The sequence below is a fragment of the Microbacterium sp. SCPM-O-B-15248 (M128) genome (assembly GCF_058214835.1).
The window spans coordinates 281424-306899 of record NZ_JBYQLI010000002.1; the positions used below are offsets into that span (position 1 = coordinate 281424).

A 25476-nucleotide genomic window follows, 5' to 3' on the forward strand; every position below is an offset into this window, starting at 1 on the left:
GGCATCCTTCCGGGCCGCAGTGCACGACCGCAGAGAGCTTACGGGAACCGCTCCCACGTCGTCGCCGGCTCAGGACGCGGGCCGGCCCGACCCCACCGCGAAGCTGTGCACGCCGAGCTCCTCGCTGAGTGCTTCGCTCATGAGATGCCCGCGCACGCTCGTCCCCTGGGCATCCAGCGGCGGGCTGATGACCGCCGCGCCGAGACGTCCGGGCACCGCCAGCACGATCGCCCCCGACACGCTCGATTTCGCCGGGATGCCGACCGCGCGCATCCAACGACCCGACCCGTCGTAGACGCCGCACGTGGCCATCACGGACACCACGTCGCGCGCGACGCGGGCGGGGACGGCCCGCTCCCCCGTGCGGGGATTCACTCCGCCCAGCGCCAGGGTCGCGCCCATGACCGCCAGGGTCTCGGCATCCACCAGCGTCGCGCACGCCCGGGCGTACACGGCGACCGCGTCGTCAGCACTCGGGGTCAATGTGCCCTCAGCGCGCATGAGGTGCGCGAGCGCGTGGTTGCGGTCGCCGAGCAGGTGCTCGTTGTGGGCGACGTCTTCGTCGACCTCGAGCTCCCGTCCCGCGAACGCGGCGAGTCCGCGGGCGATGCGAGCGGAACGAGCCTCGGCGTCGCTGCCGTCGACGAGGGATGCCGTGAGCAGGGCGCCCGCGTTGACCATGGGGTTCGGCGGCCGACCCGTGCCGCTCTCGAGCTTGATCGCGTCGAACGACTCGCCCGTCGGTTCGATGCCCACGCGCTCCAACGCCTCTCCGTCGGTGTCGAGCAGCGCAAGGGCGAACAGGAACGGCTTGACGGCCGACTGCACGCTGAACGCCACGCGACTGTCCGCGCTCGCACGGACCGTGCCGTCGGGCAGGCAGAGCGCGACCCCGCAGAGGTCGGGATCGGCGTTCGCGAGCTGCGGGATGCTGTCGTCGACCTCACCACCGCGTTCGGTGCGGACCCGGGCACGCAGCGCCTCGAGGTCGTAGTGGCGGGGGTCGCAGATCTCGGTCACTCCCCCACTTTCCCAGCGATCGGGCGTGGACGAGGCCGCGCACACCATCTCGAGCTCCGTGCGGAGCCGCCGTAGGCGGTGTCAGGCGTGACGACGCGCTCCCTGGGGCGTTTCTCGACCGCCTCTCGAACTCGGGAGAGGTGCCCGAAACTTTCGCTCAGACGTCGTAGAATGACCGTATGAGCGCAGCCGCCGACGGGTCCCGCATCCGTCTCGCCGACATCGCCGTCGAGGCCGGGGTCTCGGTCGCGACCATCTCGAAGGTCCTCAACGGTCACGGCGACATCTCCCCCGCCACGCGAGCGCGCGTCGATGCGCTGCTGACCGCACGCGGCTATCGGCGCCGCACGGCGAGCGAGAAGCCCCGCGGCGATCTGATCGAACTCGTCTTCCACGAGTTCGAGGCGAGCTGGTCGATGGAGATCATCGCGGGTGTCGAAGAGGTCGCCAAAGCGCGCGGTCTCGCCGTCGTCGTCACCGAGAGCGGGGGTGCGCACTCGCTCGGAGAGGATTGGCTGGAGGGCGCGCTCCGTCGTCGCCCCGCCGGCGTGGTCCTCGTCTCGTCCGCGCTCGTCGATCGTCAACGACGGCGCCTGGCGACCCGGGGCATCCCCCTCGTCATCGTCGACTCCGCGGGTGATCCGCCCGCGGACATCCCCTCCGTGGGGTCGGCGAACTGGTCGGGCGGTCTCGCCGCCACGCGCCACCTCATCGAGCTCGGACACCGCAGGATCGCCGCGATCACGGGGCCGAGCGACATGCTCTGCTCGCTCGCGCGCGTGGACGGCTATCGCTCGGCGATGGCGAGCGCGGGTCTGGACGTGGACCCGCGATGGGTGCGCTTCGGCACCTTCTACGTCGAGGGGGGTCGCGATGCGGCGCGCGACCTGCTGTCATCGGACAACGCGCCCACCGCGATCTTCGCCGGCAACGATCTGCAGGCGCTCGGCGTCTACGATGCGGCCCGCGAAAGGGGGATGCGACTCCCCGACGATCTGTCGGTCGTCGGGTACGACGACATCGCACCCGCGCGCTGGGTCAGCCCCGCCCTCACGACCGTGCACCAGCCCCTCCGACGGATGGGGGCGGAGGCGACGCGCATGGTCCTGGATGCCGCCACGCGAGACTCCACCGACGTCGTGCCGCGTGTGGACCTCGCCACTCATCTGGTCGTCCGGGGCAGCACCGCTCCCCCGCGCTGACGTGTGCCGCGAGGTCGTCGCGGGCGAAGAGAGTGGACGCGGGAACTTTCGTCGAGATTTCGTAACGTTTGCGTAACCTCCTGGTCCGGAGGCGCCTCCCCGGCGCATATGTTGTCTGCCACAACGTAACTGCGCAAAGGAGCGCTCGTGCACAGACGCATATCCCCCCTGGTCTCCCTCGCTGCCGTGGGAGCCCTCATGCTCGGCGGAGCCGCCCCCGCGGTCGCCGCCCCGACCACCGTCACCTCCGTCGACTTCGAAGACGGCACCACCGGCACCTGGACCCGCAGCGGCGGAACCGACAGCACCCTGAGCGTCGTCGATCTCGACGGCGGAAAGGTGCTGGAGGTCGCCGGCCGCGACGCCGACTACGTCGGCATCCAAAGCCCTGCGGGCATCTACCAAGCCGGCACGACCTACGACTTCTCGCTGAGGGTGCGATTGGCCCCCGGTACGCCCGACACGACCGCGCGCCTGGTCATGAAGCCGGCGTACACGTGGGTCGGGAACACCACGGTGACCGCCTCCGGCTGGACGACCATCTCCGGCTCCTACACCCCCGAGCCCGGCGACGTGTCCGCCGTGCAGGCGTACATCGGCACGTCCGACATCGCCGGCACTCCCTCGTTCACCTATTACGTCGACGACATCGTCGTGACCACCGGATCGTCCGGAGGAGGCGAGATGCCCGACGTGGCACCGGGTGGTGCCGTGAACCCGACGGCGACGCCGGTCTCCGCCGCTCAGGGCACCGGGAACGTCGCCGCGCTCACCTTCGACGACGGCCCGAACACGGGCACGACGCCCGCGCTGCTGGACTTCCTCGCCGAGAACGACATCACCGCGGTGTTCTGCGTCATCGGCCAGAACATCACCGCCCCCGGCGGCGCCGACCTCCTCCGGCGCATCGTCGCCGAGGGGCACGTGCTCTGCAACCACTCGACCACGTACGACGACATGGGTTCGCTGACGCAGACGCAAGCCGCCACCCGCATGGCGGAGAACCTCACGATCATCCGCTCCGCGCTGGGCGACGACGACTACCCCGTGCCGTACTTCCGCGCGCCCAACGGTTCGTGGGGCAACACCCCCGCCGCCGCCGTCTCGCTCGGGATGCAGCCGCTCGCGGTGGTCAACACGATCAACGACTGGGCGACGCAGGACGTCCCCACGCTCACGGCGAACCTCCGTTCGGCGATCACGCCTGGGCAGGTGGTTCTCGTGCACGACGGCGGCGGCGACCGCAGCGGCTCGCTCGCGGCGGTGCGCACGGTCGTGGCCGAGCGCGTGGCCGACGGCTGGACGTTCGCCCTCCCGGTGGGAGCGCCGGCCGGTGAGCCGGGTGGGGGCGACCCGCAACCCGGCGACGTGCTCATCGACTCGACCTTCGACTCCGGCGACCTCGACGGCTGGTCGGCCCGCGCAGGGGCGGAGACCTCGGACCCGCAGGTGACGGTCGTCGACGGCGGTGCGGATGACACGGTGTCGGCCGCACAGGTCGGGGAGCGCACCCACGAGGGTGATGGCATCCAGCGCGACATCGCCGGGCTGCTCGAGCCCGGTAACACCTACGCCATCAGCGCCGCCGTGCGTTTCGCGCCGGGGGCCACCGTCGGTCAGGGCCTCACCCTGTCGGCACGCACCGTGTCGGGCGGCACGCAGAACTTCTCGAACCTCCTGCAGATCGAGAACGCGACGGCCACGGGCTGGACCACCGTCCGCGGAGAGTTCACCGTGCCGACCTACGACTCGGCCGCGGAGATCTACATCGAGGCGCGTTACAACAGCGGCAATACCTCGACGTTCCTCGTGGACCAGGTGCGGATCTCGGTCCCCGAGGACGCGCAGGTCGACACCGGACTGGTCGCCGTGAAGGACACGGTCGACTTCCCCCTGGGCGTCGCGATCGACTCGCGCGAGACCACGGGTGCCGCCTCCGAACTGCTGCTGCACCACTACGACCAGATCACGCCCGAGAACCACATGAAGGTCGAGGCCTGGTACACCGGGCCGGGGCAGTTCGCCCGCAACGCCGAGGCGACCGCTCTGCTCGATTTCGCGCAGGCGGAAGACCTCCGGCTGTACGGGCACGTGCTGGTCTGGCACTCGCAGACCCCCGCGTGGTTCTTCCAGGACGACTCGGGTCGCGAGCTGACGACCTCGGATGCCGACAAGCAGGCGCTGCGCGACCGGTTGCGGACGCACATCTTCGACGTCGCGGCATCCATCGCGGATGACTACGGTCCCTACGGCTCGGACACCAACCCGCTCGTCGCGTGGGACGTCGTCAACGAGGTCGTCTCCGATCAGGCGACCCCCGACGGTCTGCGGACCAGCCGGTGGTACCAGGTTCTCGGTGAGGAGTTCATCCGCCTGGCGTTCCAGTACGCCGACGAGGCGTTCAACGACGAGTACGCCGCGCCCGGCACGGACCGTCCGGTGAAGCTCTTCATCAACGACTACAACACCGAGATCGACGCGAAGGGTGCGCAGTACGAGGCTCTCGTGCGACGCCTGCTGGACGCGAACGTGCCGATCGACGGCGTGGGCCACCAGTTCCACACCTCGATCAACACGCCCATCAGCGCCTTGCGCGGCGCACTCGAGCGCTTCGAGGGTCTCGGCCTCCTGCAGGCGATCACCGAGCTCGACGTCACGATCACCCCCGCGGACGACCCCAACCGGGTGCGGCAGGGGTACTTCTACCGCGACGTGTTCCACCTGCTGCGGGAGTATCAGGCGGCGGCACCGGTCGCGGAGAAGATCTTCTCCGCGACGGTGTGGGGTCTCACGGACACCCGGTCGTGGCGCGCCGAGCAGCAGCCGCTGCTGTTCACGGGCGGGCTGCAGCCCAAGCCCGCGTACTACGGTGCGATCGACGACAGCGCGGGGCTTCCGTCGCTCGTCACGACCGCGAACGTGTTCGAGGGCGACGTTGCACCGGGGGCCGGGTTCACCGGCGCACCGGAATGGCGGAACCTCCCGTTCCAGCCGCTGACGGCGGATGCCGGTGGCTGGCAGGCGCGATGGAACGCCGAGTACCTCGCGGTGCTCGTGCGCTCGGCGACGACGCCCGACCGGGTGACGTTCACCTACGGGGGTGAAGAGTACTTCTACGCCCCGGGTGTCGCCGGCTCGGTCCCCGGTGCGCAGGAGGTCGTCGACGGTGTGACCTTCACGCTCGCCCACCTGCCGCACTCCGGCGTCGAGGCCGGACAGGGCGCCGACTTCGACGTGCGCCTCGTGAACGACGACCAGGTCGTGGGGGCGTGGAACTCCCCGGGAGCGACTGGGCGACTCTCCTTCCTCGAGCCGCTGTCGTTCCTGCAGGTGCCCGAGCTCGTGGCGCCGACGGTGGACGGGCAGGTGGATGCCGCCTACGCCGACGCGGCGGTCGCGACGACCGCTCGCACGGTCGAGGGGTCGGACGAGGGCGCGAGCGCCGAGGTGCGCTCGCTCTGGCAGGGCAACACGCTGTACGCCCTGTTCGACGTGACCGACCCCGTGATCGATCTGTCGGGGAGTGACCCGTGGCAGCAGGACAGCGTCGAGCTCTTCCTCGACCTCGGGAACGGCAAGGCGGGCAGCTACGGTCCGAACGACACGCAGATCCGCATCTCGGCCGACAACGTGCTCTCCTTCGGCTCAGGCAACACCGCCGCCCAGCAGGCGCGTGTGCTGGCGAGCGCGACGAGTCGCACCGACACGGGATACCGTGTCGAGGTGGCGATCGATCTGGCCGGTCAGTCGGGCGGGCAGAGCAACGTCCCGCTGGGCGGCCTCGACACCGTGCACGGCATCGACTTCCAGGTCAATGACGGTCGGCCCGAGGGGCGGTTCTCGGTGAAGACGTGGGCGGACCCCACCGGCACGGGCTACCAAACCACCGCGCGCTGGGGCGTCGCCGAGCTCGTCGGCGAGGCAACGGATCCGGGAACGAACCCCGGTACGGACCCCGGCACCGACCCCAGCACCGACCCCGGCACCGACCCCGGCACCGACCCCGGCACGGACCCCGGCACCGACCCGCGCCCGGGAACGGCGACGGGCCCGCTGCCGCCGTCCCGCGGCTCGGGGGATGCGCTCGCCACCACGGGGAGCGCGGCACCGTGGGGAGCCCTCGTGCTCGGCGGTCTGATGCTGCTCGGCGGTGCGGTGCTCACGGTCCGCCGACGGGGACAGCGCAGCTGACTCTCCCCCCGGAAGGTCACGCAACACGGGAGGGGGCGACCGCCCAGGCGGTCGCCCCCTTCGGCGTCGGTGCCGGTCACCCCGTGGCCGGTTCGGACGCCACCTACGACGAAGGCCCGACGCTCGTGCGTCGGGCCTTCGTTCAAGAAAAGGTAAGGCCCGGGGTGGAAGCCCGGGCCTAGGGTGAGAGCCGCGGTAGATGACGCGGGTCTCTCGCTCCCCGGCTTGGACTCGAACCAAGAACCTATCGGTTAACAGCCGATTGCTCTGCCAATTGAGCTACCGAGGATCATGCCCACCTGTCGGCGGGCAACCAGACGATACTAACAGCACCGCGGCGTCGCGGAAAAATCAGCCCGCCGAAATCCGTCGGTCGGGCGCGCCGCCGGGGGTCCACTGCAGGTCGTCCGGCCCGTGCCCGTAGGCGACGGCGTGCCCGGAGCGGAGCACGAGCACGTCGGCATCCAAGCCGTGGGGCGCGTCGGCGTCGTTGGTCACGACGAGCGAGGCCATCCCGCGCTCATCACGGCGCCGAACGATGGCGGCGCGCACCGCCGCCCGCACCTCGACGTCGAGGTTGGCGTACAGGTCATCCGCCACGAACAGGCGCGGCTCCAGGACGAGGGCGCGCGCGAGCGCGACCCGCTGACGCATCCCGGCGCTCAGTTCGTAGGGGTACTTCGGCGCCGTGCCGAGCGGGAGCTCCATCTCGTCGAGCAGTGTCGCGACGCGCACCGCGAGCGCCCGCGTGTTCACGCGGCGATCCCGCGCGGTGATCGGCTCGGAGATCACCTCGGACACCGTCAGGCGCGCGGGCAGATTCGCACCGGCGCCCTGCGGAAGGTACCCCGTGTGGAACGTCCATTCCCGGACTGCTCGCCCCGGATGCCGCGCCGAGATGCCGTGGATGCGCGCGTCTCCCCCGACGACCGTCAGCCCTTCGTCGGGCCGCCCCGCCAGCATCGAGGCGAGAGACGTCTTCCCCGACCCCGTCGGGCCCATGATCACGAGGCTGCGCGCCGCGGCGAGGGTGAAGGTGATGCCGTCGATGACCCGTACGCCACTGCGGGCGAGCGAGAGGTCGTCGGTGCGGATGGCGACAGCGGTGTCGAGGGACCGGGGCATGCGTACATCCTCCCCGACGGGCTCCTCTGACGCCACCGCCGCGGGTCAGGGAGCGGTCAGTCGCTGTCGATCGGCGTCCAGTTCCCGCAACCGGATCCGCAGACGCCGCCCCTCTTCGGAGTCGGCGGGCACGCGCTGGATGCCGCGCAGCAACTCGTCCTTCTCTCGCTGGAGCTCGCGCACGAGCAGGCCGCGAGCGAGGTCGTTCGCCGAGGCGACGGCGCCTTCTTCGTGGCGCGCGGGGAACTCCGCGGTGAGCAACTCGGCGGCGAGGGTGCGGAACGGCTCGCGCACGGCCTCTACGGCGGCGACGGCCCAGCCCGGCTGGGACAGATCGGTGGATGCCAGGGTGCTGCGCACGGCCTCGAGGGCGGGGTGACCGAACGGGGTCTGCAACGCGCGCAGGAACAGGTCGGGCTCGATGCGGTGCCCGTACTGGAGGAACGCCATCATGGCGCCGCGCTCGAGCGCCACGTCGCGGGTGTTCGGCAGGGACGCGAGCGTCACCGACACGGCCACCGGTGCCGGCGCTGCGTCCGCGGCTCCCCCGCGGTGCGACTCGCGCTTCTCGGCGCGGTCGGCACCGCGTGCGGCGCGTTCGACAGCGCTCTGCACCTCGGGGATGTCGAGGCCCAAGCGACGAGCGAGCACGCGGACGTACCCGGGCCGCAGCGAGGGGTCGCGGATGTCGGCCACGATCGGCGCGGCGGCGCGCAGAGCACCGGCGCGCCCCTCGACGCTGGAGAGGTCGTAGTCCTTCAGGCGCTGATCGATCACGAACTCGAACATCGGCGCCTTGGTGTCCATGAGCGAGCGCACCGCGCCGTCGCCGCGCTGCAGACGCAGATCGCACGGGTCGAGTCCGTCGGGAGCGACTGCCACGTATGTCTGAGCGGCGAACCGCTTCTCGTCGGCGAAGGCGCGCAACGCGGCCTTCTGCCCCGCGGCATCCGGGTCGAACGTGAAGACCACTTCTCCGGATGCGCTGTCGTCGCCCATCACGCGGCGGAGCACCGTGATGTGGTCGGAGCCGAAGGCGGTGCCGCACGACGCGATCGCGGTCGTGATCCCCGCGAGGTGGCAGGCCATGACGTCGGTGTACCCCTCGACGACGACGACCCGGTGCTCGCGCGAGATGTCGCGCTTGGCCAGATCGAGGCCGTACAGCACCTGGGCTTTCTTGTAGATCGGCGTCTCGGGGGTGTTCAGATACTTCGGGCCCTGATCGTCGTCGTAGAGCTTGCGCGCGCCGAAGCCGATGACCTGACCGGTGACGTCGCGGATGGGCCACACGACGCGGCCGCGGAACCGGTCGTACACCCCGCGCTGCCCCTGCGACACGAGGCCTGCCTGCACGAGCTCGTCGCGCGAGAACTTCTGCGCGAGCAGGTGATCCATGAGCGAGGACCACCCCTTCGGCGCGTACCCCACGCCGAAGTGCGCTGCGGCACCCGCGTCGAAGCCGCGGTCGCCGAGGAAGCGCCGCGCGGTGTCGGCCTCGGGAGACATCAGCTGCGTGCGGAAGTACTCGGCGGCGGCGGCGTTCGCGGCGTACAGCCGCGAGCGGCCGGTCGTCTCGGGTGCGGCGCCACCGTCCTCGTAGTGCAGCGTGTACCCGACGCGCGCGGCCATGCGCTCGACGGCCTCGGTGAACGAGACGTGGTCCATTGCGCGGAGGAACGAGTACACGTCGCCGGACTCGCCGCAGCCGAAGCAGTGGTAGTAGCCCACTTGCGGGCGCACGTGGAAACTGGGGCTGCGCTCGTCATGGAAGGGGCACAGTCCCTTCATCGACCCCACGCCGGCCGGCTTGAGCGCGACGCGCTCACCGACCACGTCGGCGATGTTGACCCGCGCCTTGACCTCGTCGATGTCGGCCTGCCGGATGCGCCCGGCCATCAGGCATCCGCTCCCCGCGGGGGTCGTGCACCGGGCGCCCAGACGCCGAGCTCGGCGGCGTCGACCTCGCCGACGAGGCGGCCGTGCCAGGCGATGGCCAGCTGGTCGGTGAGACTCGCGACCTGGTCGACGATGACGCGCCGTCGAGCGGTGTCGTCGACCGCGGCGGCGAAGTCGGGTGCGTGCAGGGCGTCGAGCGCCTCGGGGCGCTCCCACAGGGCGGATGCCAGGCGCTTGAGGACGCGTCGCTGCTCGCGGTAGAGCGCCTTCCGGCCGTCGATCGAGACGACGGTGGCCCCGATGATGCCCTTGAGCACCGCCATCTCGGCCTCGACGACGCGCGGGACGACGACGTGCGCCCGGTAGCGCGTCAGATCGTGGACGGCGTAGGCCTCGCGGGTCGCCGTCGTCGCGGCGCGCGCGAACCGGCCGATGAGGTCGGAGGTCAGGTTCTTGAGACGCGCGAATGCGGGCCGGCTGCCGTCGAAGCCGTCGATCCACTCGGGCAGACGCATGAGCCGGTAGAGCGCATCGGCGAGCTCGTCGCGCGAGAAGTCGTATCCGACCCACGTCTGGATCGCGGTGAGGAGCGACTCGTGCCGCGCCGAGGCCGCCAGCGACGCCGGGTCGACGTAGAGGTTGACGACCGCGTCCTCGAAGTCGTGCACCGAGTAGGCGATGTCGTCCGAGAGGTCCATGACCTCGGCCTCGATGCAGCGCACACGTCCGGGAGCGCCGTCGCGCATCCAGTGGAACACCGGTTCGTCGTCGGGATAGACGCCGAACTTCAGCCGCCCACCCGGATCGGGCAGCGGGGCGTCGGCCGTCCACGGGTACTTGCACGTGGCATCCAGGCTCGCCCGCGTGAGGTTGAGTCCGAAGGAATGCCCGTCCGGCCCGATGACCTTGGGCTCGAGGCGTGTGAGGATACGCAGCGTCTGTGCGTTCCCCTCGAAGCCGCCGATGTCTTCGGCCCACTCGTTCAGCGCCCGCTCGCCGTTGTGTCCGAAGGGCGGGTGCCCGAGATCGTGGCTCAGGCACGCCGTGTCGACGACGTCGGGCGAGAGTTCGAGCGCGGTGGCCAGCTCACGACCGACCTGCGCCACTTCGAGCGAGTGGGTCAGTCGGTTGCGGGCGAAGTCGGCGGGGCTCGCGGGGCTCAGCACCTGCGTCTTGGCCGCGAGGCGGCGGAGCGCTGCCGAGTGCAGCACGCGCGCGCGATCACGCGCGAAGTCGTCGCGCTGCGAGCGGTGGTGCTCTTCGTGGAACCGGGCGGCGTCGACATCGTGGTACCCCGACGGGCGCGCGACGCTCATCGCCGCCTCACCCGCCACTGTGGTCGAGCTCCGCGTCGGCGAGGGCGCGGCCGGCGTCGTCGCCGATGTCGCGGGAATCGAGCCAGCCGTCGGGCAGGGCCGGGCGCTTGGGCGTGCCGGCGCGACCGCGCTGACCCTCGGCCGCCGCTCCCGGATAGGGCGCGTCGAGCTCCATCGTGGCGAGCAGGTCGTCGATCTCGGCGAGGGTCGAGGCGGTGGCGAGGCTCGCCCGCAGCTCACCGCCCACCGGATAGCCCTTGAAGTACCACGCGACGTGCTTGCGGATGTCACGGCATCCGCGCCCTTCGTCGTCGAAGAACTCTACGAGCAGCTCGGCGTGACGACGGAAGGCCCGCGCAACGAAACCGAGCGTCGCGTCCACCGGCTCGGCCGACGCCGCGCCGGGACGCCCGAGGGCGCGCGCCAGATCGCCGAACAGCCAGGGACGGCCCAGGCATCCGCGACCGACCACGACGCCGTCGCAGCCGGTCTCGTCCATCATGCGCACGGCGTCGGCGGCCGACCAGATGTCGCCGTTGCCCAGCACGGGGACGCTCGTGACGGTCTCTTTCAGCTTCGTGATCGCGCTCCAGTCGGCGGTCCCGGAGTAGAACTCGGATGCCGTGCGCGCGTGCAGCGCGATCGAGGCGACACCCGCGCCCTCGGCGACACGACCGGCCTCGAGGTAGGTGAGGTGATCGGCGTCGATGCCCTTGCGCATCTTGATCGTCAGCGGCAGGTCGCCCGCGGCGCGGACGGCACGCTCGACGATCTCGCGGAAGAGCGCGATCTTCCACGGCAGGGCGGCCCCGCCGCCCCGACGGGTCACCTTGGGGACCGGGCACCCGAAGTTGAGGTCGATGTGGTCGGCGTGATCCTCGTCGACGATCATGCGCACCGCCGCCTCGACCGTCGCCGGGTCGACGCCGTAGAGCTGGATCGAGCGCGGGGTCTCGGACTCGTGGTGGCGGATGAGACGCATCGTGGTGTCGTTGCGCTCCACGAGGGCGCGCGTCGTGATCATCTCGCTCACGTAGAGCCCGGCGCCGTACTCGCGGCACAGCCGCCGGAACGCCGTGTTGGTGATTCCGGCCATGGGCGCGAGCACGACCGGGGCGTCGAGTTCGATGGGGCCGATGCGCAGAGAGCGCGTCGGTGCCAGTGCCGTGGTCATCGTCCCATTCTCCCAGACCCCGCGCCCGCGCGGTGCCGTCGACCAGCCCCGGTGGGCTGGGGAGGAGGGGTCACGCCGTCGCGGTCTCGGGCTCGGCCGTCGCGGTGCGACGCTCGTTCCAGACCTGCCGGGCGATCTGGGTGAACGCCTCCACCGGCTGGGCGCCGCTCACGCCGTACTTGCCATCGATGACGAAGAACGGGACGCCCGTGATGCCGTAGGCCTGCGCCTGCGCCTGGTCTTCGCGCACTGCATCGCGGAAACGGCCGGACGTGAGGGCCTCGCGGGCCGCGTCGGCGTCGAGTCCGACCTCGACCGCGAGGTCGACGAGCTCGTCGTCGCGGCCAACATGCTTCCCCTCGAGGAAGTAGGCCGCCATCAGACGCTCCGACAACTCGAGCTGCCGTCCCTGCTCCTTGGCGAAGTGCAGCAGCTGGTGGGCCTTGACGGTGTTGGTGTGCTGGAGCAGGTCGAACCGGTAGGCGAGCCCCGCCTCGGCGGCGACGCCCGTGACGCGGTCGAGCATCTCGCGCGCCTGTGCGGGCGAGATGCCCTTGTGGCGCGAGAGGTAGTCCACCTCGCCGCCGACAAAGTCGACGGGGGTGTCGGGCGACAGTTCGAACGAGTGGTACTCGATCTCGACGATGGGTGCGTCGTCGTCATCGGAGGTGGCGGCGAGGCCGTTCTCGAGGTTGCGCTTCCCGATGTAGCACCAGGGGCAGGCGATGTCGCTCCACACATCGATCTTGATGGCATCCGTCATGTCGCGTGCAACCTTTCGATTCGACCATCTATTCCGATGGCGGCATTCACTTCGTGTCGGGGGTGTCGACCGCCCCGCCGAAGCGGCGGTCGCGCGAGAGGTACCGGTCGATCGCGTCCCACAGGTGCGTGCGCCGGAAGTCCGGCCAGAGGGTGTCCAGGAACACCATCTCGGCGTACGCCGACTCCCACAGCAGGAAGTTCGACGTCCGCTGCTCGCCGCTCGACCGCACGAAGAGATCTACATCGGGCATGTCGGGCTGGTAGAGGTTCCTGCGGATGAGCTTCTCGGTGATCGCCGACGGCTTGAGCTTTCCGGCGGCGATGTCGTCGCCGATGCGCCGCATGGCATCCACGATCTCCACGCGTCCGCCGTAGTTCACGCACATCGTCAACGTCAGGGTGGAGTTGCCCTCGGTGAGCCGCTCGGCGTGCTGCAGCTCCTTGATCACCGAGCCCCAGAGGCGCGGCTTGCGGCCCGACCAGCGGATGCGCACACCCCACTCGTTGAGCTGATCGCGGCGGCGGTGGAGCACCTCGCGGTTGAACCCCATGAGGAAGCGCACTTCGTCCGGCGAACGCGACCAGTTCTCGGTCGAGAAGGCGTACACCGACAGGTGCTTCACCCCGGCCTGGATTGCGCCGGCGACGACGTCCAGGAGGGCGGCCTCGCCGGCGCGGTGTCCCTCGACGCGAGTGAGTCCCTGGCGGTTGGCCCAGCGTCCGTTGCCGTCCATCACAATCGCGACGTGCTCCGGCACCGCGCCCTTCGGGAAGGTCGGCGGATACTCCCCCGTCCAATCCAGCGGGCGGTAGGCGACAGCGTCGCGGTGGGTGTACGGCTTCGGGGTCATCGACTCGATTCCAGGTGCGAGAGGGAACGAATGCCGCGCTCCAGGTGGAACTGCGCGTACGCGGCGACGAGGCCGGAGGCGGCCGCGGTGGTACGCTCCGGCGCGGCATCCACGACGTCCCACTCCCCCGCGATGAGCGAGCGCAGCAGGTCGACGGTGTCGCGCGCGACCCGCGGCGAACCGGCGGGTGCGCACGCCGAACAGACGACCCCGCCCATCTGCGCGAGGAAGAAGTCATGGTCGCCGACGGTTCCGCAGCGGGCGCATTCGCTCAGGCCCGGGGCCCAGCCCGACAGCGCCATCGCCCGCAAGAGGTACGAATCGAGCACGCTCCGCGCCGCGTGGTCGCCGCGCGCCAGCGCCCGCAAGCCCCCCACCAGCAGCAGGTACTGCTGCGGGGTGGCCTCGGCCTCGTTGAGACGATCCGCCGTCTCGACCATGGCGCTGGCGGTGGTGTAGCGGTCGTAATGCACGGCGATGTCGGCGCCGTACGCACCGAGGGACTCGGCCTGCTGCACGATGTCGAGGTTCCGGCCGCGATACATCTGCACATCGGCGACCATGAAGGGCTCCAGGCGCGAGCCGAACCGCGACGAGGTTCGGCGGACGCCCTTCGCGACGGCGCGGATCTTGCCGTTGCGGCGGCTGAGGAGGGTGACGATGCGGTCCGCCTCCCCCAGTTTGTGGGTACGCAGGACCACGACTTCGTCGCGGTAGGTGGGCACAGTCCATTATCGGCCCGCCATCCCGGGAGTGGCCTGCGCGGCGCGCACGGTCGGGCGTCACGGAGCCGGAGAATGGATGCCGTGAACCCGCCCGTCTTCATCATCCCGCTGTGGGCCGACCTCATCGCGGTCGGCCTCGGCGGTGTGCAGGGAGCCCTGTTCGCCTCCGGGTTCCAGGGACAGCGCCGACTCGACCTGCTCGGCGTCGCGATCATCGGCATCCTGCTGGGGATGGGCGGCGGGCTCATCCGCGACCTGCTGCTCGGTCTGACTCCCGCGACCTTGCAGAACAACTGGTACCTGATCACCGCGACCGTCGCCTCGCTCGTGGGGATGCTGCTGTCGGGCATCTTCCAGCGCTTGAACCGGGCGATCATCATGCTCGACGCCGTCGTCATCGGTCTGTTCGGAGCATTCGGCACCTCCAAGGCGCTCGCGCTCGGACTTCCGGCCGTCCCGGCGGTGTTCGTGGGGGTGATCGCCGCGGTGGGCGGCAGCGTGCTGCGCGACGTGCTCATGGGGCTCCCCGTCGCGATCATGCACGTCGGCTCCCTCTACGCGGTGGCGGCGGGCGGCGGCTGCGCGGTGCTGGCCACCACGGCGGCGTTCGGCGTCCCCCTCCCGATTGCCGCGGTCATCGGCCTCGTGGTGACCACGATCATCCGGGTGCTCGCCGTGCTCTTCGACCTCTCGCTCCCCGAGCAGCGCAAGCTCTACCGACGCAAGGTCGCGGTCGAGACGACCGGCATCCCGATCATCCGCGACGCGGACGCGTGAGGGGTCAATATCTGTCGCTTCGGATGCCCTTAGGCGACAGATATTGACCCCTCACGCGCGTGGTGGGAGCAGTGCGCCGAGGATGTGCGCGGCCTGGTCGCCGTTGACATCGCGGAGCGCGGAAAGATCGAGGAAGTGGCGTGCGATGGTGACCCCCAGGATGCTCGAGACCAGAATTGCGGCGCGCATCCGCCCCTCGTCGCTGCGCCCGTCGGCTAGCGCGTCTGCGCGGTTCTCGAGGTGGGCACGCAGAGCCTGAGCCGCGTCCGGCGATGTCAGCATCGACCGCAACAGGGCCCGTGTGGCGGGGTCGAGTTCGCGGAGGCGAACGTCGAGCACGTCGCTCAGGTGGGACTCGACATCTCCGTCCCCGAGGTCGGCCACGGGCTCGACCGCGAGTGCGAACAACGCGGCCTTCGAGCCGTAGTGCTGGAGTACCAGGGAGGGATCGATACCGGCGCGTGCCGCGATTCCGCGAATGGTCGCGCCGTCCATCCCGCGGTCGCCGAACTCCGCGCGAGCCGCGCGCAGGATGCGTTCCGCCGTCGCGGCCCGCTTCTCTGCGCGGGACCCTGTGACCTTCATGATTTCACTCTACAACTGATGAGCGAGAGCGTGGGGTCTCACTCATCACTTGTTGAGTGGAGGATGCCATGACCCACACGCCCCTGTCCCACCGGTCGGTTCTCGTGGTCGGCGCCTCGCGCGGTCTCGGCCTCGCGATCGCCCGGACCTACGTCGATCGAGGCGCGCGAGTCGTCGCGACCGTGCGCGGAGATGTCTCGGAGCCGCTGCGCGCGGTGCGGGACGCCGCGCCCGACCGTGTCGAGTTCGAGCACGTCGACATCGCCGATGGTGCGCAGATCGCCGCCCTCGCCAACCGCCTGCGGGGTCGCACGTTCGACCTGCTTTTCGTGGTCGCCGGAATATCGCTCGCCTCTCGGCCGCAGGCGGCGGCCGACATCGAGGACGGCGACTTCGTCCGCACCCTGGCGACGAACGCGCTCGGGGCGATGCGTGTCGTGGAGAGGCTGCAGCCGCTGGTCTCCCCCACGGGAACGATCGCGGTCCTGTCGTCGGGCCAGGGCAGTATCACGAACAACACCTCGGGCGGGTTCGAGGTCTACCGCGCCTCCAAGGCCGCGTTGAACCAGCTGATGCGCAGTTTCGCCGCCCGTCACGCGAACGACTCGCGCGCCCTGCTGCTGCTCGCCCCCGGATGGATCCGCACCGACATGGGCGGAGACGGCGCGGGCCTCGAGATCGACGAAGCGATCCCGCCCCTCATCGACACCGTGGAAGCGCAGCGGGGTACGCCCGGCCTCCGCTTCCTGGACCGCACCGGCATCCCGGTCCCCTGGTGATAGGCCGCGCGAGGATCTCGCCGTGCGGCATCATGAGCCAGCTGTCCGGATGGGCGGCCCGCTCCCGCCACTCGGCCGCGATACGCTGCAGCAGCGCGTCGTCGGCGAGACCGAGCCGGAGAGCGTGCCCCGCGAAGGCGAACGCCACGATCCGGTCGGCCCACGTCCCGCCCCGCCCATGCGCGCTTCTCCAGGGTACGCACACCCACACGCTCACGCGCGCCGATTTGTCACCCCGGCTCCGCCCCAGGCGACAGAGATCGGTACCTCACGCTCGTATGACCGCGACCTCGTCGCCGACGCGGATCGTGCCGCCCCCGTCGACCGGCAGCAGCAAGATGCCGAGTGTCGGCGTCGCCTGGCCGAACTGCGACGTGAGCACGCGCAGCAGGCGCGCGTCGCGCTCCCCCGTGTCCGGGTTCGCGGTGATCGCCGCGCAGCGTTCGATCGGCTTTTCGATCGCGAAGACCACGTCGCCGATTCGCACGTTGCCGGACCACTCCAGTTCCGCCCAGGGCGCGGTTCCCGACAGCACGATGTTGGATCGGAATCGGCGATCGTCCACGGGTGCGGGGACCGCGGCATCCACGTCGTCGACGGATGCCGCCCCGTGAAGCGAGACGTATCCCCGCGGCCGGTCCTGGAAACGCGACGTTCGGCCGTCGCCGACGAATGCGAACGGGAGGACACCCTCCTGGTCGAGCAGGCGTGCGTCGGGGGTCGTGCGGAGGAACGCGGTCACGGCCTCGGCGAGCTCGAGGCGACCGGCGGGGTCGTCGATGGAGGCATCGACGTCGAACCCGTCGGCGTGCAGGTGCACGCGGCGGGCTTCGTCGTCGTAGGTCAGCGCGACGCGGGCCAGCGAGGGCACGCCCATGAGCGCGAGACCGCGGCTCTTGGGCCACACCGCGTCGTCGGGCGAGTCGACGTCGGCGAACGCGAAAGCGAGCGTCCGGTCGCCTTGCACGCGTCCGTCCGCCTGTACGACGAGGTGGTCGCGGCTCTCGGGCGTGAAGCCCTTCACGGGATAGCGGTACAGAGCGTCGACGCGGATCACGGACTCATCCTCGCATCGTCCCCCCTCCGTCACGCGCGGGCGAGCACCTCGCCGTGCGGGAGGAGGATCCATCCGTCGGGGTCGGCGGCCCAGGCTCGCCACCCGTCCGAGATGCGCTGCAGTGTGGCATCGTCGGCGAGCCCCAGGCGGCGGGCGTGACCCGCGAACGCCGAAGCCCGCACGCGGTCCGCCCACATCCCTCCCCACCACGCGCGCTTCTCGTCGGTGTCGAAGACCCAGACGCTCGCGCTCGCCTCGACGCGGGTGAATCCCGCGTCGCGGGCCCATGCCTTGAGACGCCGACCGGCGTCGGGCTCCCCCGACACCCCGCGGTGCACACCGTGGTAGATCTCGAGCCACTCGTCGAGCGCGGGAACCCGCGGATGCCAGATCACTCCGCCGTAATCGACGTCGCGCACCGCGACCAGACCGTCAGGACCGGCCACGCGCCCGAACTCGCGCAGGGCGTCGACCGGGCGGGAGAGGTGCTGCAGAACCTGATGTGCGTGGACGATGTCGAACGACCCGTCAGCGAGGTCGAGGTCATACGCATCCCCGGTACGGAACGTCAGGTTCGGGCGGTCGCCCACGGCGGCACGCGCGATCTCGACGACATCGGGAGCGGCATCCACCCCGACGACCCGGCCGGGGAACACCCGATCGGCGAGGTCGACGGTGATGGTGCCGGGGCCGGCGCCCACATCTAGGATGCGGGCGCCGGCGAACAACGAGGACACCAGGTAGGCCGCCGAATCGGCGACGTTGCGTGCGGCGTGGGAGCGCAGCACGCTTTCGTGGTGTCCGTGGGCGTAGGCCACGGTCGTGTTCTCCGGGGCGGAGGTCAGACGGCGGCGAGGGCGCCGGAGCGCTCGCGCGTGCGGATCGCGCGGTTCACTCCCGACACGATGGCCTTGAGCGACGCGGTGGAGATGTCGTTGTCGATGCCGACGCCCCACAGGCGCTGGTCGTCGACCTGCAGCTCGATGTACGCCGCGGCCTGCGCGTCACCGCCCGAGCTGAGGGCGTGCTCGACGTAGTCGTACAGCGTCACCTCGATGCCCTGGGCGCGCACGATCTCGAGGAACGCCGCGACCGGGCCGTTGCCGACCGCCGAAGCGGGCTGCGCCGCCTCGCCGTCGCGCAGCGTGACCTCGAGCGAGACGTCGCCCGACATGTCGCTCGACGAGCGCGTCGACAGCAGCTCGAAGCGGCCCCAGCGCTGGTCGTCGTCCTTCGTCGGCAGGTACTCGTCGGTGAAGATGTCCCAGATCTGGGCGCTCGAGACCTCGCCGCCCTCGGCGTCGGTGCGCGTCTGCACGACCCCGGAGAACTCGATCTGGAGCTTGCGCGGCAGATCCAGCGCGTGGTCGGCCTTCAGCAGGTAGGCGACCCCGCCCTTGCCGGACTGCGAGTTGACGCGGATCACGGCCTCGTACGAACGGCCGAGGTCCTTCGGGTCGATGGGCAGATACGGCACGGCCCACTCGATGTCGTCGATGTGCTTGCCCTCGGCGGCCGCGCGGGCCTCCATCGATTCGAAGCCCTTCTTGATGGCATCCTGGTGCGATCCGCTGAAGGCGGTGAACACGAGGTCGCCGGCCCACGGGCTGCGCTCGGGGACGGGCAGCTGGTTGCAGTACTCGACGGTGCGCTTGACCTGGTCGATGTCGCTGAAGTCGATCTGCGGGTCGATGCCCTGCGTCAGCATGTTCACGCCCAGCGCGACCAGGTCGACGTTTCCGGTGCGTTCCCCGTTGCCGAACAGGCACCCCTCGATGCGGTCGGCGCCGGCCATGTAGCCGAGCTCGGCCGCAGCCACCGCGGTGCCGCGGTCGTTGTGCGGGTGCAGCGAGAGGATGACGTTCTCGCGGTGGTTCAGGTGCCGCGACATCCACTCGATCGAATCGGCGTAGACGTTGGGCGTGGCCATCTCGACCGTGGCGGGCAGGTTCAGGATGACCTTGCGCTCCAGCGTCGGCTGGAAGACCTCGAGCACCTCGTTGCAGATGCGCAGCGCGAACTCGAGCTCGGTGCCGGTGTAGCTCTCGGGCGAGTACTCGTAGAACACCTGCGTCTCGGGGATCGTCGCCTCGTACTTCTTGCACAGGCGCGCCCCCTCGAGGGCGATGTCGACGACACCCTGCTGGTCCGTGCGGAACACGACCTCGCGCTGCAGGACGGACGTGGAGTTGTACAGGTGGACGATGGCCTGCTTGGCGCCGGCGATCGACTCGTACGTGCGGGCGATGAGGTGCTCGCGCGCCTGCGTCAGCACCTGGATCGTGACGTCGTCGGGGATCAGGTCTTCTTCGATCAGCTGACGGACGAAGTCGAAGTCGGTCTGGCTGGCGCTCGGGAAGCCGACCTCGATCTCTTTGTAGCCCATCTTCACGAGCAGGTCGAACATGACGCGCTTGCGCTCGGGGCTCATCGGATCGATGAGGGCCTGGTTACCGTCGCGCAGGTCGACGGCGCACCAGCGGGGCGCGGTCTCGATCCGCGTGCTCGGCCACGTGCGATCGGGCAGGTCGACCCGGATCTGCTCGTGGAAAGGACGGTACTTGTGCACCGGAGCGGACGTGGGCTTCTGGGTGTTCTTCATGGTGTGTCGCTTCTTTAGATTCGTTCGGTGGGGCCGACGACGATCTCCGCGACGAGGAAGGCCCTTAGAACGAGGACTCGTCGCGGCAGCTAAGAAGAAGCAGGCCACCGAAGCGCATGCTGCGATCGTAGCACTCGTCCACACGGGGCTTCACGCGCGGGCGGCCCACTCCCGCGCGAGGATGGTGTATTCCACTTCGTCGCCCTCCCGCTGCGTGAGCCGCTCGTTCTCGACGAGGGACGCTTCGCAGCGCAGCCCCAGACGCTCTGCCAGAGCGATCGAGCGGGAGTTCTCGGGATCGATGCGGGCGACGAGCCGCCGGAGGCCGTACACGGAGAACGCGGTGTCGACGAGGGCGCGCACGGCCTCGGTGGCCAGGCCCCGACCTGCAGCGGCGGGGCTCACGACCCACCCGATCTCGGCCGCACCGGAGTTGGTGTCGAGGTGGAACAGCGCGAGGTCGCCGATGATCGCGCCGTCCTCGACACGTTCGATCACGACGATCACCCCTCCCCTGTCCCCCTCGAGGCTCGTGCCGCCGAGCACGTGCCCGACGCGCGCGCGGATGTCATCGGCGGTCTGTGGTTCGAACGGGAGGAAACGGCACACCTCGGGGTCGCCGCGGTACTGCGCCATCGCCTCGAGATCAGTCTCGACGACGGGGCGCAATCGCACCCGCTCACGGACGACGTCGAGGCGCTCCGGTGCCGGCGGGAGAATGAAGGGCGACGCGCTCACGACAGCAGCGCGACCTTGCCGCCCGGGTGGCCCTGCATCACGAACGTCACGGCCTCGACTGCGTCGACGAGCGGGAAGGTGCGGGCGATGGGGACCTCCAGATCCCCGGATGCCGCGAGCTCGAGGACGCGGGCGCGGGCGATGTCGCGGAACCGCGCGCTCTCGGGACGTGCGCCGGCGATCCACAGGATGCCGTCCGACTCGGCGCGCTGCGGCGAGACGATCGTGACGATGCGGTCGCGTTCGGTGACGAGGGCGACCGAGACGTCGATCGCCTCGTCGGTGCCCGCGGCATCCCACGCGGCGACGAGCGGTTCTCCGCCGGCCGCGTCGAGAACGCGCTCCCGCAGGCCCTCGCCGTACGCGACCGGGATGCCGCCGTACTGACGCACCCGCGCGGCCGAGGTCTCGGAGTCCGGGCCGACGGTGCCGATCACCCGGATGCCGAGCACTCGGGCCTGCTGCAGCAGGCTCACGCCGACCGCGCCCGCGGCAGCGTGCAGCAGGACGGTGTCGCCGGCCGCGGCGCGGGTGACCTGGATCATCTCGGCGGCCGTGGTCCCGGCCAGCAGCAGGTTCGCGGCCTCGGCGTGAGACAGCGTCGCGGGCTTGGCGAAGACGTCCCGTGCGGGGACGGTGAGTTCGGTGGCGTACGCGCCCTGGACGCGGAAGGCCACCACTTCGTCGCCGACGCTCAGCGGCCCGGAGCCGCCGACGGCGTCCGGCCCGACGGCGGCGATCTCACCCGCGAGTTCGTATCCGATGGGCGTCGGGAAGGTGGCGCCGGGCCGCGCGGCGGCGACGTGTTTGGCATCCGCGGGGTTGATTCCGGCGGCGCGGACATGGATCGTCACCTCGCCGGGGCCCGGGGTCGGCACCACGACCTCGTCGAACGTCCAGTTCTCGACCGGTCCCGGCTCCCAAGCCCGCCACTGCTGCGTCATCGTCGTCGTCCTTTCGCCGGTGTACCGGGGGTCAGAACCCGAGGCGACCGAGCTGTTTGGGGTCGCGCTGCCATTCCTTGGCCACGCGCACGTGGAGCGACAGGTATACCCGACTTCCCACGAGCGGTTCGATCCCCTTGCGCGCCCGCGCACCGACGTCCGCCAAGCGAGATCCCTTGCGCCCGATGATGATCGCCTTCTGGCTGTCGCGCTCGACGATGATGCTCGCGAAGACGTCGGTCAGGTCGCTGTCTTCGCGAGCGGACACGTCGTCGACCGTCACCGCGATGGAGTGCGGCAGTTCATCCCGCACGCCGTCGAGGGCGGCTTCGCGGATGATTTCGGCGATCCGATCCTCGAGCGATTCATCGGTCACGACGTCGTCGGGGTACAGTGCGGGCCCCACGGGCATGAGCGCGAGCAGCTCGTCGCTCAGCACGTCGAGCTGGTCGTTCGTGACCGCGGAGAGCGGGATGACGGCATCCCAGTCCTCGCGCAGCGCATCGACCTCGACGAGACGTTCGGTGATCTGCTCGCGCGTGGCGGCGTCGGTCTTGGTCACCAGCGCGACCTTCTTCGCGCGGGGGTACCCCGACAGGGACTCGGCGATGCGTCGGTCGCCTGGCCCCACCTTCTCCGTCGCCGGCGCGCAGAAGGCGATCACGTCGACGTCGCCCAGAACCTGCTCGACGAGGTCGTTGAGGCGCTGTCCGAGCAGCGTGCGCGGGCGATGGATGCCGGGAGTGTCGACGACGACGAGCTGACCTCCCGGTCGGTTGACGATGCCGCGGATCGCGCGGCGGGTGGTCTGCGGCTTGTCGCTCGTGATGGCGACCTTCTCGCCCACGAGGGCGTTCGTGAGCGTCGACTTGCCCACGTTGGGTCGCCCGACGAAGGTCACGAAGCCGGATCGGTTGTCGCTCATCTGTCGTTCCTCTCGCGCCCGGAACCCGCAGGCGCCGCGTCGTCGTCTTCGTCTTCTTCGGCTCGTTCGACGATGACCGTCGCGATACCGCGATTGCGTCCGCGCGAAGCCCCGCCCGTCATGAGCAGGCCGGAGTGCTCGGCGGTCGCGCCGGGCTGCGGGATGCGTCCGAGGGCCTTGCCCAGGAGTCCGCCGATGGAGTCGACGTCCTCGTCGTCGAGCTCGAGACCGAACAGGTCGCCGACCTCGTCGAGCCCGAGACGGGCGCTCACGCGGAACCGCCCGTCGTCGAGCGGCACGATCTCGGTCGACGGGGCGTCGTATTCGTCGGAGATCTCGCCCACCAGTTCTTCGATGAGGTCTTCCAGTGTGACCAGCCCCGCGACACCGCCGTATTCGTCGACCGCGAGGCAGACGTGCACGGCATCCTTCTTCATCTGCTGCAGCAGCGTCTCGGCCTTCATGGACTCGGGGACGAAGACCGCGGGGCGCGCGATCCGGCGGATCGGTGCGTCGCGCCACCCCGCCTCGTCGCCGAACCCGAACTGCACGAGGTCCTTCAGGTACAGCATCCCGACGATGTCGTCCGCGTCGTCGTCGGCGAGTGGCATCCGCGAGACGCCCTTCTCGAGGAACAGCGCGAGGGCTTCGCGCGAGGTTGCGGCGGCATCCACCGTCACCATGTCGGTCCGCGGCACCATGACCTCGCGGACGTAGCGGTCGGTGAAGTCGAAGACCGAGTGGATCAGCTCGCGGTCGTCCTGTTCGATGAGCTCGTTCTCGGCCGCCTCGTCGATGATGCTGAGCAACTGCTCCTCCGACGCGAACGACGTCGAGTGCGAGACGCCCGGGGTGATCCGGTCGCCGACGGCGACGAGCCCGTGGGCGAGCGGTCCGAGCAGGATGCGCATGCCGCGGATGACGGGGGCTCCGCCGCGGAGGAGTCCGGTGGCATGATGGCGTCCCACCGCGCGAGGGCTGGCGCCGACCGCGACGAACGAGATCCCCGTCATGAGGACGGCGGCGGCGGCCACGGCGAGCCCGATGTTGTCGAAGAGCAGCATGAACGCCGCCGCGACGAGCACGGCCGCGGTCGTCTCGGACAGCACGCGGATGAAGACGACGGCGGTGACGTGTGCGCTCGGGTCGTCGGCGATGCGCTGAAGCGATCGCGCGTTGCGCCCCGAGGAACCGAGCTCGGCGAGGTCGGCACGCGAGGTGACCCCGAGAGCGGCTTCGGAGGCGGCCATGAAGCCCCCGAAAGCGACGAGGAAGAATGCCGCGACGAGGAGGAGGGCCTCGGTCATGCGTGGCGGCGACGCTCGACGGCCTGGAAACCGGTGATGAGCTCGCGCTGGAGTCCGAACATCTCGCGCTCCTCGTCGGGTTCGGCGTGATCGAAACCGAGGAGGTGGAGGAGGCCGTGGGTGGTGAGCAGGATCAGTTCGTCCTGCGTCGAGTGCTTCGCCGTGACCGCCTGGGTCTCGGCGACCGCCGGGCACAGCACGATGTCGCCGAGGAGCCCCGCGGGGGTGGGCGCGTCTTCGGTCCCGGGCCGCAGCTCGTCCATCGGAAAGCTCAGGACGTCGGTCGGGCCCGGCTCGTCCATCCACTGCACGTGCAGCGACTCCATGGCGCCCTCGTCGACGAGCACGATCGCGACGTCGGCGTCGGGGCTGACGTGCAGCTCCGTGAGGTTGTACTCCATCAGGCGCAGCAGCACCTGCTCGTCGACCTCGTGGCCGGATTCGTTGTTGATCTCGATCGTCATGAGCGGTTTCGTCTCGGGAGGTGATCGCGCGGACCCGCGGGGCGGGCCGCGCCGCGGCGTTCGGCACGGTTGGCGAGTTCGGAGGCCTCGTCGCGTTCGCGGCGGGCCACGAGACGCTTCTCGTCGTACTCGCTGTACGCATCGACGATACGGCCGACGAGGGTGTGGCGCACGACGTCGTCGCTCGTGAGGTACGAGAAGTGGATGTCGTCGATGTCGCCGAGCACGCGCGTGACCAGGCGCAGACCGGAAGCGCCCTGCGGCAGGTCGATCTGCGTGATGTCGCCCGTGACCACCATGCGCGTGCCGAAGCCCAGACGCGTGAGGAACATCTTCATCTGCTCGGGCGTGGTGTTCTGCGCCTCGTCGAGCACGACGAACGAGTCGTTGAGGGTACGCCCACGCATGTACGCCAGCGGGGCGACCTCGATCGTCCCCGTCGCCATGAGCTTGGGGACGATGTCGGGGTCCATCATCTCGTTGAGGGCGTCGTAGAGCGGCCGCAGGTAGGGGTCGATCTTGTCGGTCAGCGTTCCCGGCAGGAATCCCAGGCGCTCGCCCGCCTCGACGGCCGGGCGCGTCAGGATGATGCGGCTGACCTCTTTGCGCTGCAGCGCCTGGACGGCCTTGGCCATCGCGAGATACGTCTTGCCGGTACCGGCCGGACCGATTCCGAAGACGATCGTGTTCTCTTCGATCGCGTCGACGTAGGCCTTCTGGCCCATGGTCTTGGGCCGGATGACCTTGCCGCGCGAGGACAGGATCGCCTCGCCGAGCACCTCGGACGGGCGCGGACCGCCGTCGGAGCGGAGGATGCGGCTGGAGTTCGAGACGTCGGCGGGATCGAGGCCGTGACCGTTGCGCGTCATCGTCAGCAGTTCGTCGACGAGGCCGCGGGCCGCGGCGACGGCGGCGGCACCGCCCGAGATCGTGATCTCGTTGCCGCGCACGTGGACGTCGACGTCGGGGTGCTCCTTCTCGACCACGCGCAAGAGGCGGTCCTGCGGTCCGAGGAGCTGCACCATTGCGA

At 70.2% G+C, this 25476-nt stretch carries 22 protein-coding genes and 1 tRNA gene; 4 read left to right on the plus strand and 19 right to left on the minus strand.

Annotated elements, in window-relative coordinates; all coding sequences use genetic code 11:
• Positions 1 to 69 precede the first annotated feature (69 nt).
• Positions 70 to 1020 carry a glutaminase A gene (gene glsA / locus AC3E6M_RS04010; RefSeq protein ID WP_252370849.1) on the minus strand — a complete coding sequence of 317 codons (951 nt, stop codon included), beginning with the start codon at positions 1018 to 1020 and terminating at the stop codon, positions 70 to 72.
• A 179-nt stretch (positions 1021 to 1199) separates the two neighbouring features.
• Here glsA and AC3E6M_RS04015 point away from each other — a divergent pair, with 179 nt between their 5' ends.
• Together AC3E6M_RS04015 and AC3E6M_RS04020 are read left to right on the plus strand one after the other, a co-directional pair.
• A complete protein-coding gene (locus AC3E6M_RS04015) occupies positions 1200 to 2222 on the plus strand; it encodes a LacI family DNA-binding transcriptional regulator (RefSeq protein WP_138172239.1) in 1023 nt (340 codons plus the stop codon).
• Positions 2223 to 2369: 147 nt separating this feature from the next.
• Positions 2370 to 6413, plus strand: a complete 4044-nt coding sequence (locus AC3E6M_RS04020) for an endo-1,4-beta-xylanase (protein WP_490529107.1) — start codon at positions 2370 to 2372, stop codon at positions 6411 to 6413.
• Between the two features lie 216 nt (positions 6414 to 6629).
• On the opposite strand, the gene AC3E6M_RS04025 is transcribed toward AC3E6M_RS04020, so the two are convergent.
• The 8 genes from AC3E6M_RS04025 to recO form a co-directional block, all read right to left on the minus strand.
• A tRNA-Asn gene (locus AC3E6M_RS04025) sits at positions 6630 to 6702 on the minus strand.
• Positions 6703 to 6764: 62 nt separating this feature from the next.
• Positions 6765 to 7538: an ATP-binding cassette domain-containing protein gene (locus AC3E6M_RS04030; protein WP_138172238.1), complete on the minus strand. Its 774-nt coding sequence runs from the start codon at positions 7536 to 7538 to the stop codon at positions 6765 to 6767.
• 45 nt (positions 7539 to 7583) lie between these two features.
• Positions 7584 to 9437 carry a DNA primase gene (gene dnaG, locus AC3E6M_RS04035; protein WP_138172237.1) on the minus strand — a complete coding sequence of 618 codons (1854 nt, stop codon included), beginning with the start codon at positions 9435 to 9437 and terminating at the stop codon, positions 7584 to 7586.
• Complete coding sequence (locus tag AC3E6M_RS04040; protein WP_138172236.1) at positions 9437 to 10753, minus strand: deoxyguanosinetriphosphate triphosphohydrolase; 1317 nt, start codon at positions 10751 to 10753, stop codon at positions 9437 to 9439. The genes dnaG and AC3E6M_RS04040 overlap by 1 nt, the downstream gene beginning before the upstream one ends.
• Before the next feature lie 7 nt (positions 10754 to 10760).
• Positions 10761 to 11927: a tRNA dihydrouridine synthase DusB gene (gene dusB, locus AC3E6M_RS04045; protein WP_138172235.1), complete on the minus strand. Its 1167-nt coding sequence runs from the start codon at positions 11925 to 11927 to the stop codon at positions 10761 to 10763.
• A gap of 70 nt (positions 11928 to 11997) precedes the next feature.
• Positions 11998 to 12690, minus strand: a complete 693-nt coding sequence (locus AC3E6M_RS04050; protein WP_490529109.1) for a DsbA family oxidoreductase — start codon at positions 12688 to 12690, stop codon at positions 11998 to 12000.
• 46 nt (positions 12691 to 12736) lie between these two features.
• Positions 12737 to 13543, minus strand: coding sequence for an isoprenyl transferase (locus AC3E6M_RS04055; RefSeq protein WP_138172233.1), 807 nt, complete (start codon positions 13541 to 13543; stop codon positions 12737 to 12739).
• Positions 13540 to 14268 (minus strand): DNA repair protein RecO, encoded by a 729-nt coding sequence (gene recO / locus AC3E6M_RS04060; RefSeq protein WP_490529110.1) that lies wholly within the window; start codon positions 14266 to 14268, stop codon positions 13540 to 13542. The genes AC3E6M_RS04055 and recO overlap by 4 nt, the downstream gene beginning before the upstream one ends.
• Before the next feature lie 72 nt (positions 14269 to 14340).
• Between recO and AC3E6M_RS04065 the strand changes: the two genes are divergently transcribed.
• Positions 14341 to 15045 (plus strand): trimeric intracellular cation channel family protein, encoded by a 705-nt coding sequence (locus AC3E6M_RS04065; protein ID WP_490529111.1) that lies wholly within the window; start codon positions 14341 to 14343, stop codon positions 15043 to 15045.
• Positions 15046 to 15096: 51 nt separating this feature from the next.
• Here the strand turns inward: AC3E6M_RS04065 and AC3E6M_RS04070 are convergent, their stop codons facing one another.
• Positions 15097 to 15630, minus strand: a complete 534-nt coding sequence (locus tag AC3E6M_RS04070) for a TetR/AcrR family transcriptional regulator (RefSeq protein ID WP_490529112.1) — start codon at positions 15628 to 15630, stop codon at positions 15097 to 15099.
• Positions 15631 to 15698: 68 nt separating this feature from the next.
• Here AC3E6M_RS04070 and AC3E6M_RS04075 point away from each other — a divergent pair, with 68 nt between their 5' ends.
• Positions 15699 to 16409, plus strand: a complete 711-nt coding sequence (locus AC3E6M_RS04075; RefSeq protein WP_490529113.1) for an SDR family NAD(P)-dependent oxidoreductase — start codon at positions 15699 to 15701, stop codon at positions 16407 to 16409.
• 268 nt (positions 16410 to 16677) lie between these two features.
• On the opposite strand, the gene AC3E6M_RS04080 is transcribed toward AC3E6M_RS04075, so the two are convergent.
• From AC3E6M_RS04080 to AC3E6M_RS04120, 9 genes are all read right to left on the minus strand, one after another.
• Positions 16678 to 17466, minus strand: a complete 789-nt coding sequence (locus AC3E6M_RS04080; RefSeq protein WP_490529114.1) for an MOSC domain-containing protein — start codon at positions 17464 to 17466, stop codon at positions 16678 to 16680.
• Between the two features lie 29 nt (positions 17467 to 17495).
• On the minus strand, positions 17496 to 18284 hold the full coding sequence (locus AC3E6M_RS04085) for a methyltransferase domain-containing protein (protein ID WP_138172227.1): 789 nt from the start codon (positions 18282 to 18284) through the stop codon (positions 17496 to 17498).
• 23 nt (positions 18285 to 18307) lie between these two features.
• Positions 18308 to 20068 carry a 2-isopropylmalate synthase gene (leuA, locus tag AC3E6M_RS04090; protein ID WP_490529115.1) on the minus strand — a complete coding sequence of 587 codons (1761 nt, stop codon included), beginning with the start codon at positions 20066 to 20068 and terminating at the stop codon, positions 18308 to 18310.
• 150 nt (positions 20069 to 20218) lie between these two features.
• Positions 20219 to 20806: a GNAT family N-acetyltransferase gene (locus tag AC3E6M_RS04095; RefSeq protein ID WP_138172225.1), complete on the minus strand. Its 588-nt coding sequence runs from the start codon at positions 20804 to 20806 to the stop codon at positions 20219 to 20221.
• Positions 20803 to 21750, minus strand: coding sequence for a quinone oxidoreductase family protein (locus AC3E6M_RS04100; RefSeq protein WP_490529116.1), 948 nt, complete (start codon positions 21748 to 21750; stop codon positions 20803 to 20805). Before AC3E6M_RS04100 ends, AC3E6M_RS04095 begins: the two co-directional genes overlap by 4 nt.
• A 31-nt stretch (positions 21751 to 21781) precedes the next feature.
• Entirely contained in the window at positions 21782 to 22675 is an 894-nt protein-coding gene (era, locus tag AC3E6M_RS04105) for a GTPase Era (RefSeq protein ID WP_138172223.1), read from the minus strand.
• Positions 22672 to 23982, minus strand: a complete 1311-nt coding sequence (locus tag AC3E6M_RS04110) for a hemolysin family protein (protein WP_490529117.1) — start codon at positions 23980 to 23982, stop codon at positions 22672 to 22674. Before AC3E6M_RS04110 ends, era begins: the two co-directional genes overlap by 4 nt.
• A complete protein-coding gene (gene ybeY, locus AC3E6M_RS04115) occupies positions 23979 to 24446 on the minus strand; it encodes an rRNA maturation RNase YbeY (protein WP_490529118.1) in 468 nt (155 codons plus the stop codon). Before ybeY ends, AC3E6M_RS04110 begins: the two co-directional genes overlap by 4 nt.
• Positions 24443 to 25471 (minus strand): PhoH family protein, encoded by a 1029-nt coding sequence (locus tag AC3E6M_RS04120; protein WP_252370854.1) that lies wholly within the window; start codon positions 25469 to 25471, stop codon positions 24443 to 24445. Before AC3E6M_RS04120 ends, ybeY begins: the two co-directional genes overlap by 4 nt.
• Positions 25472 to 25476 lie beyond the last annotated feature (5 nt).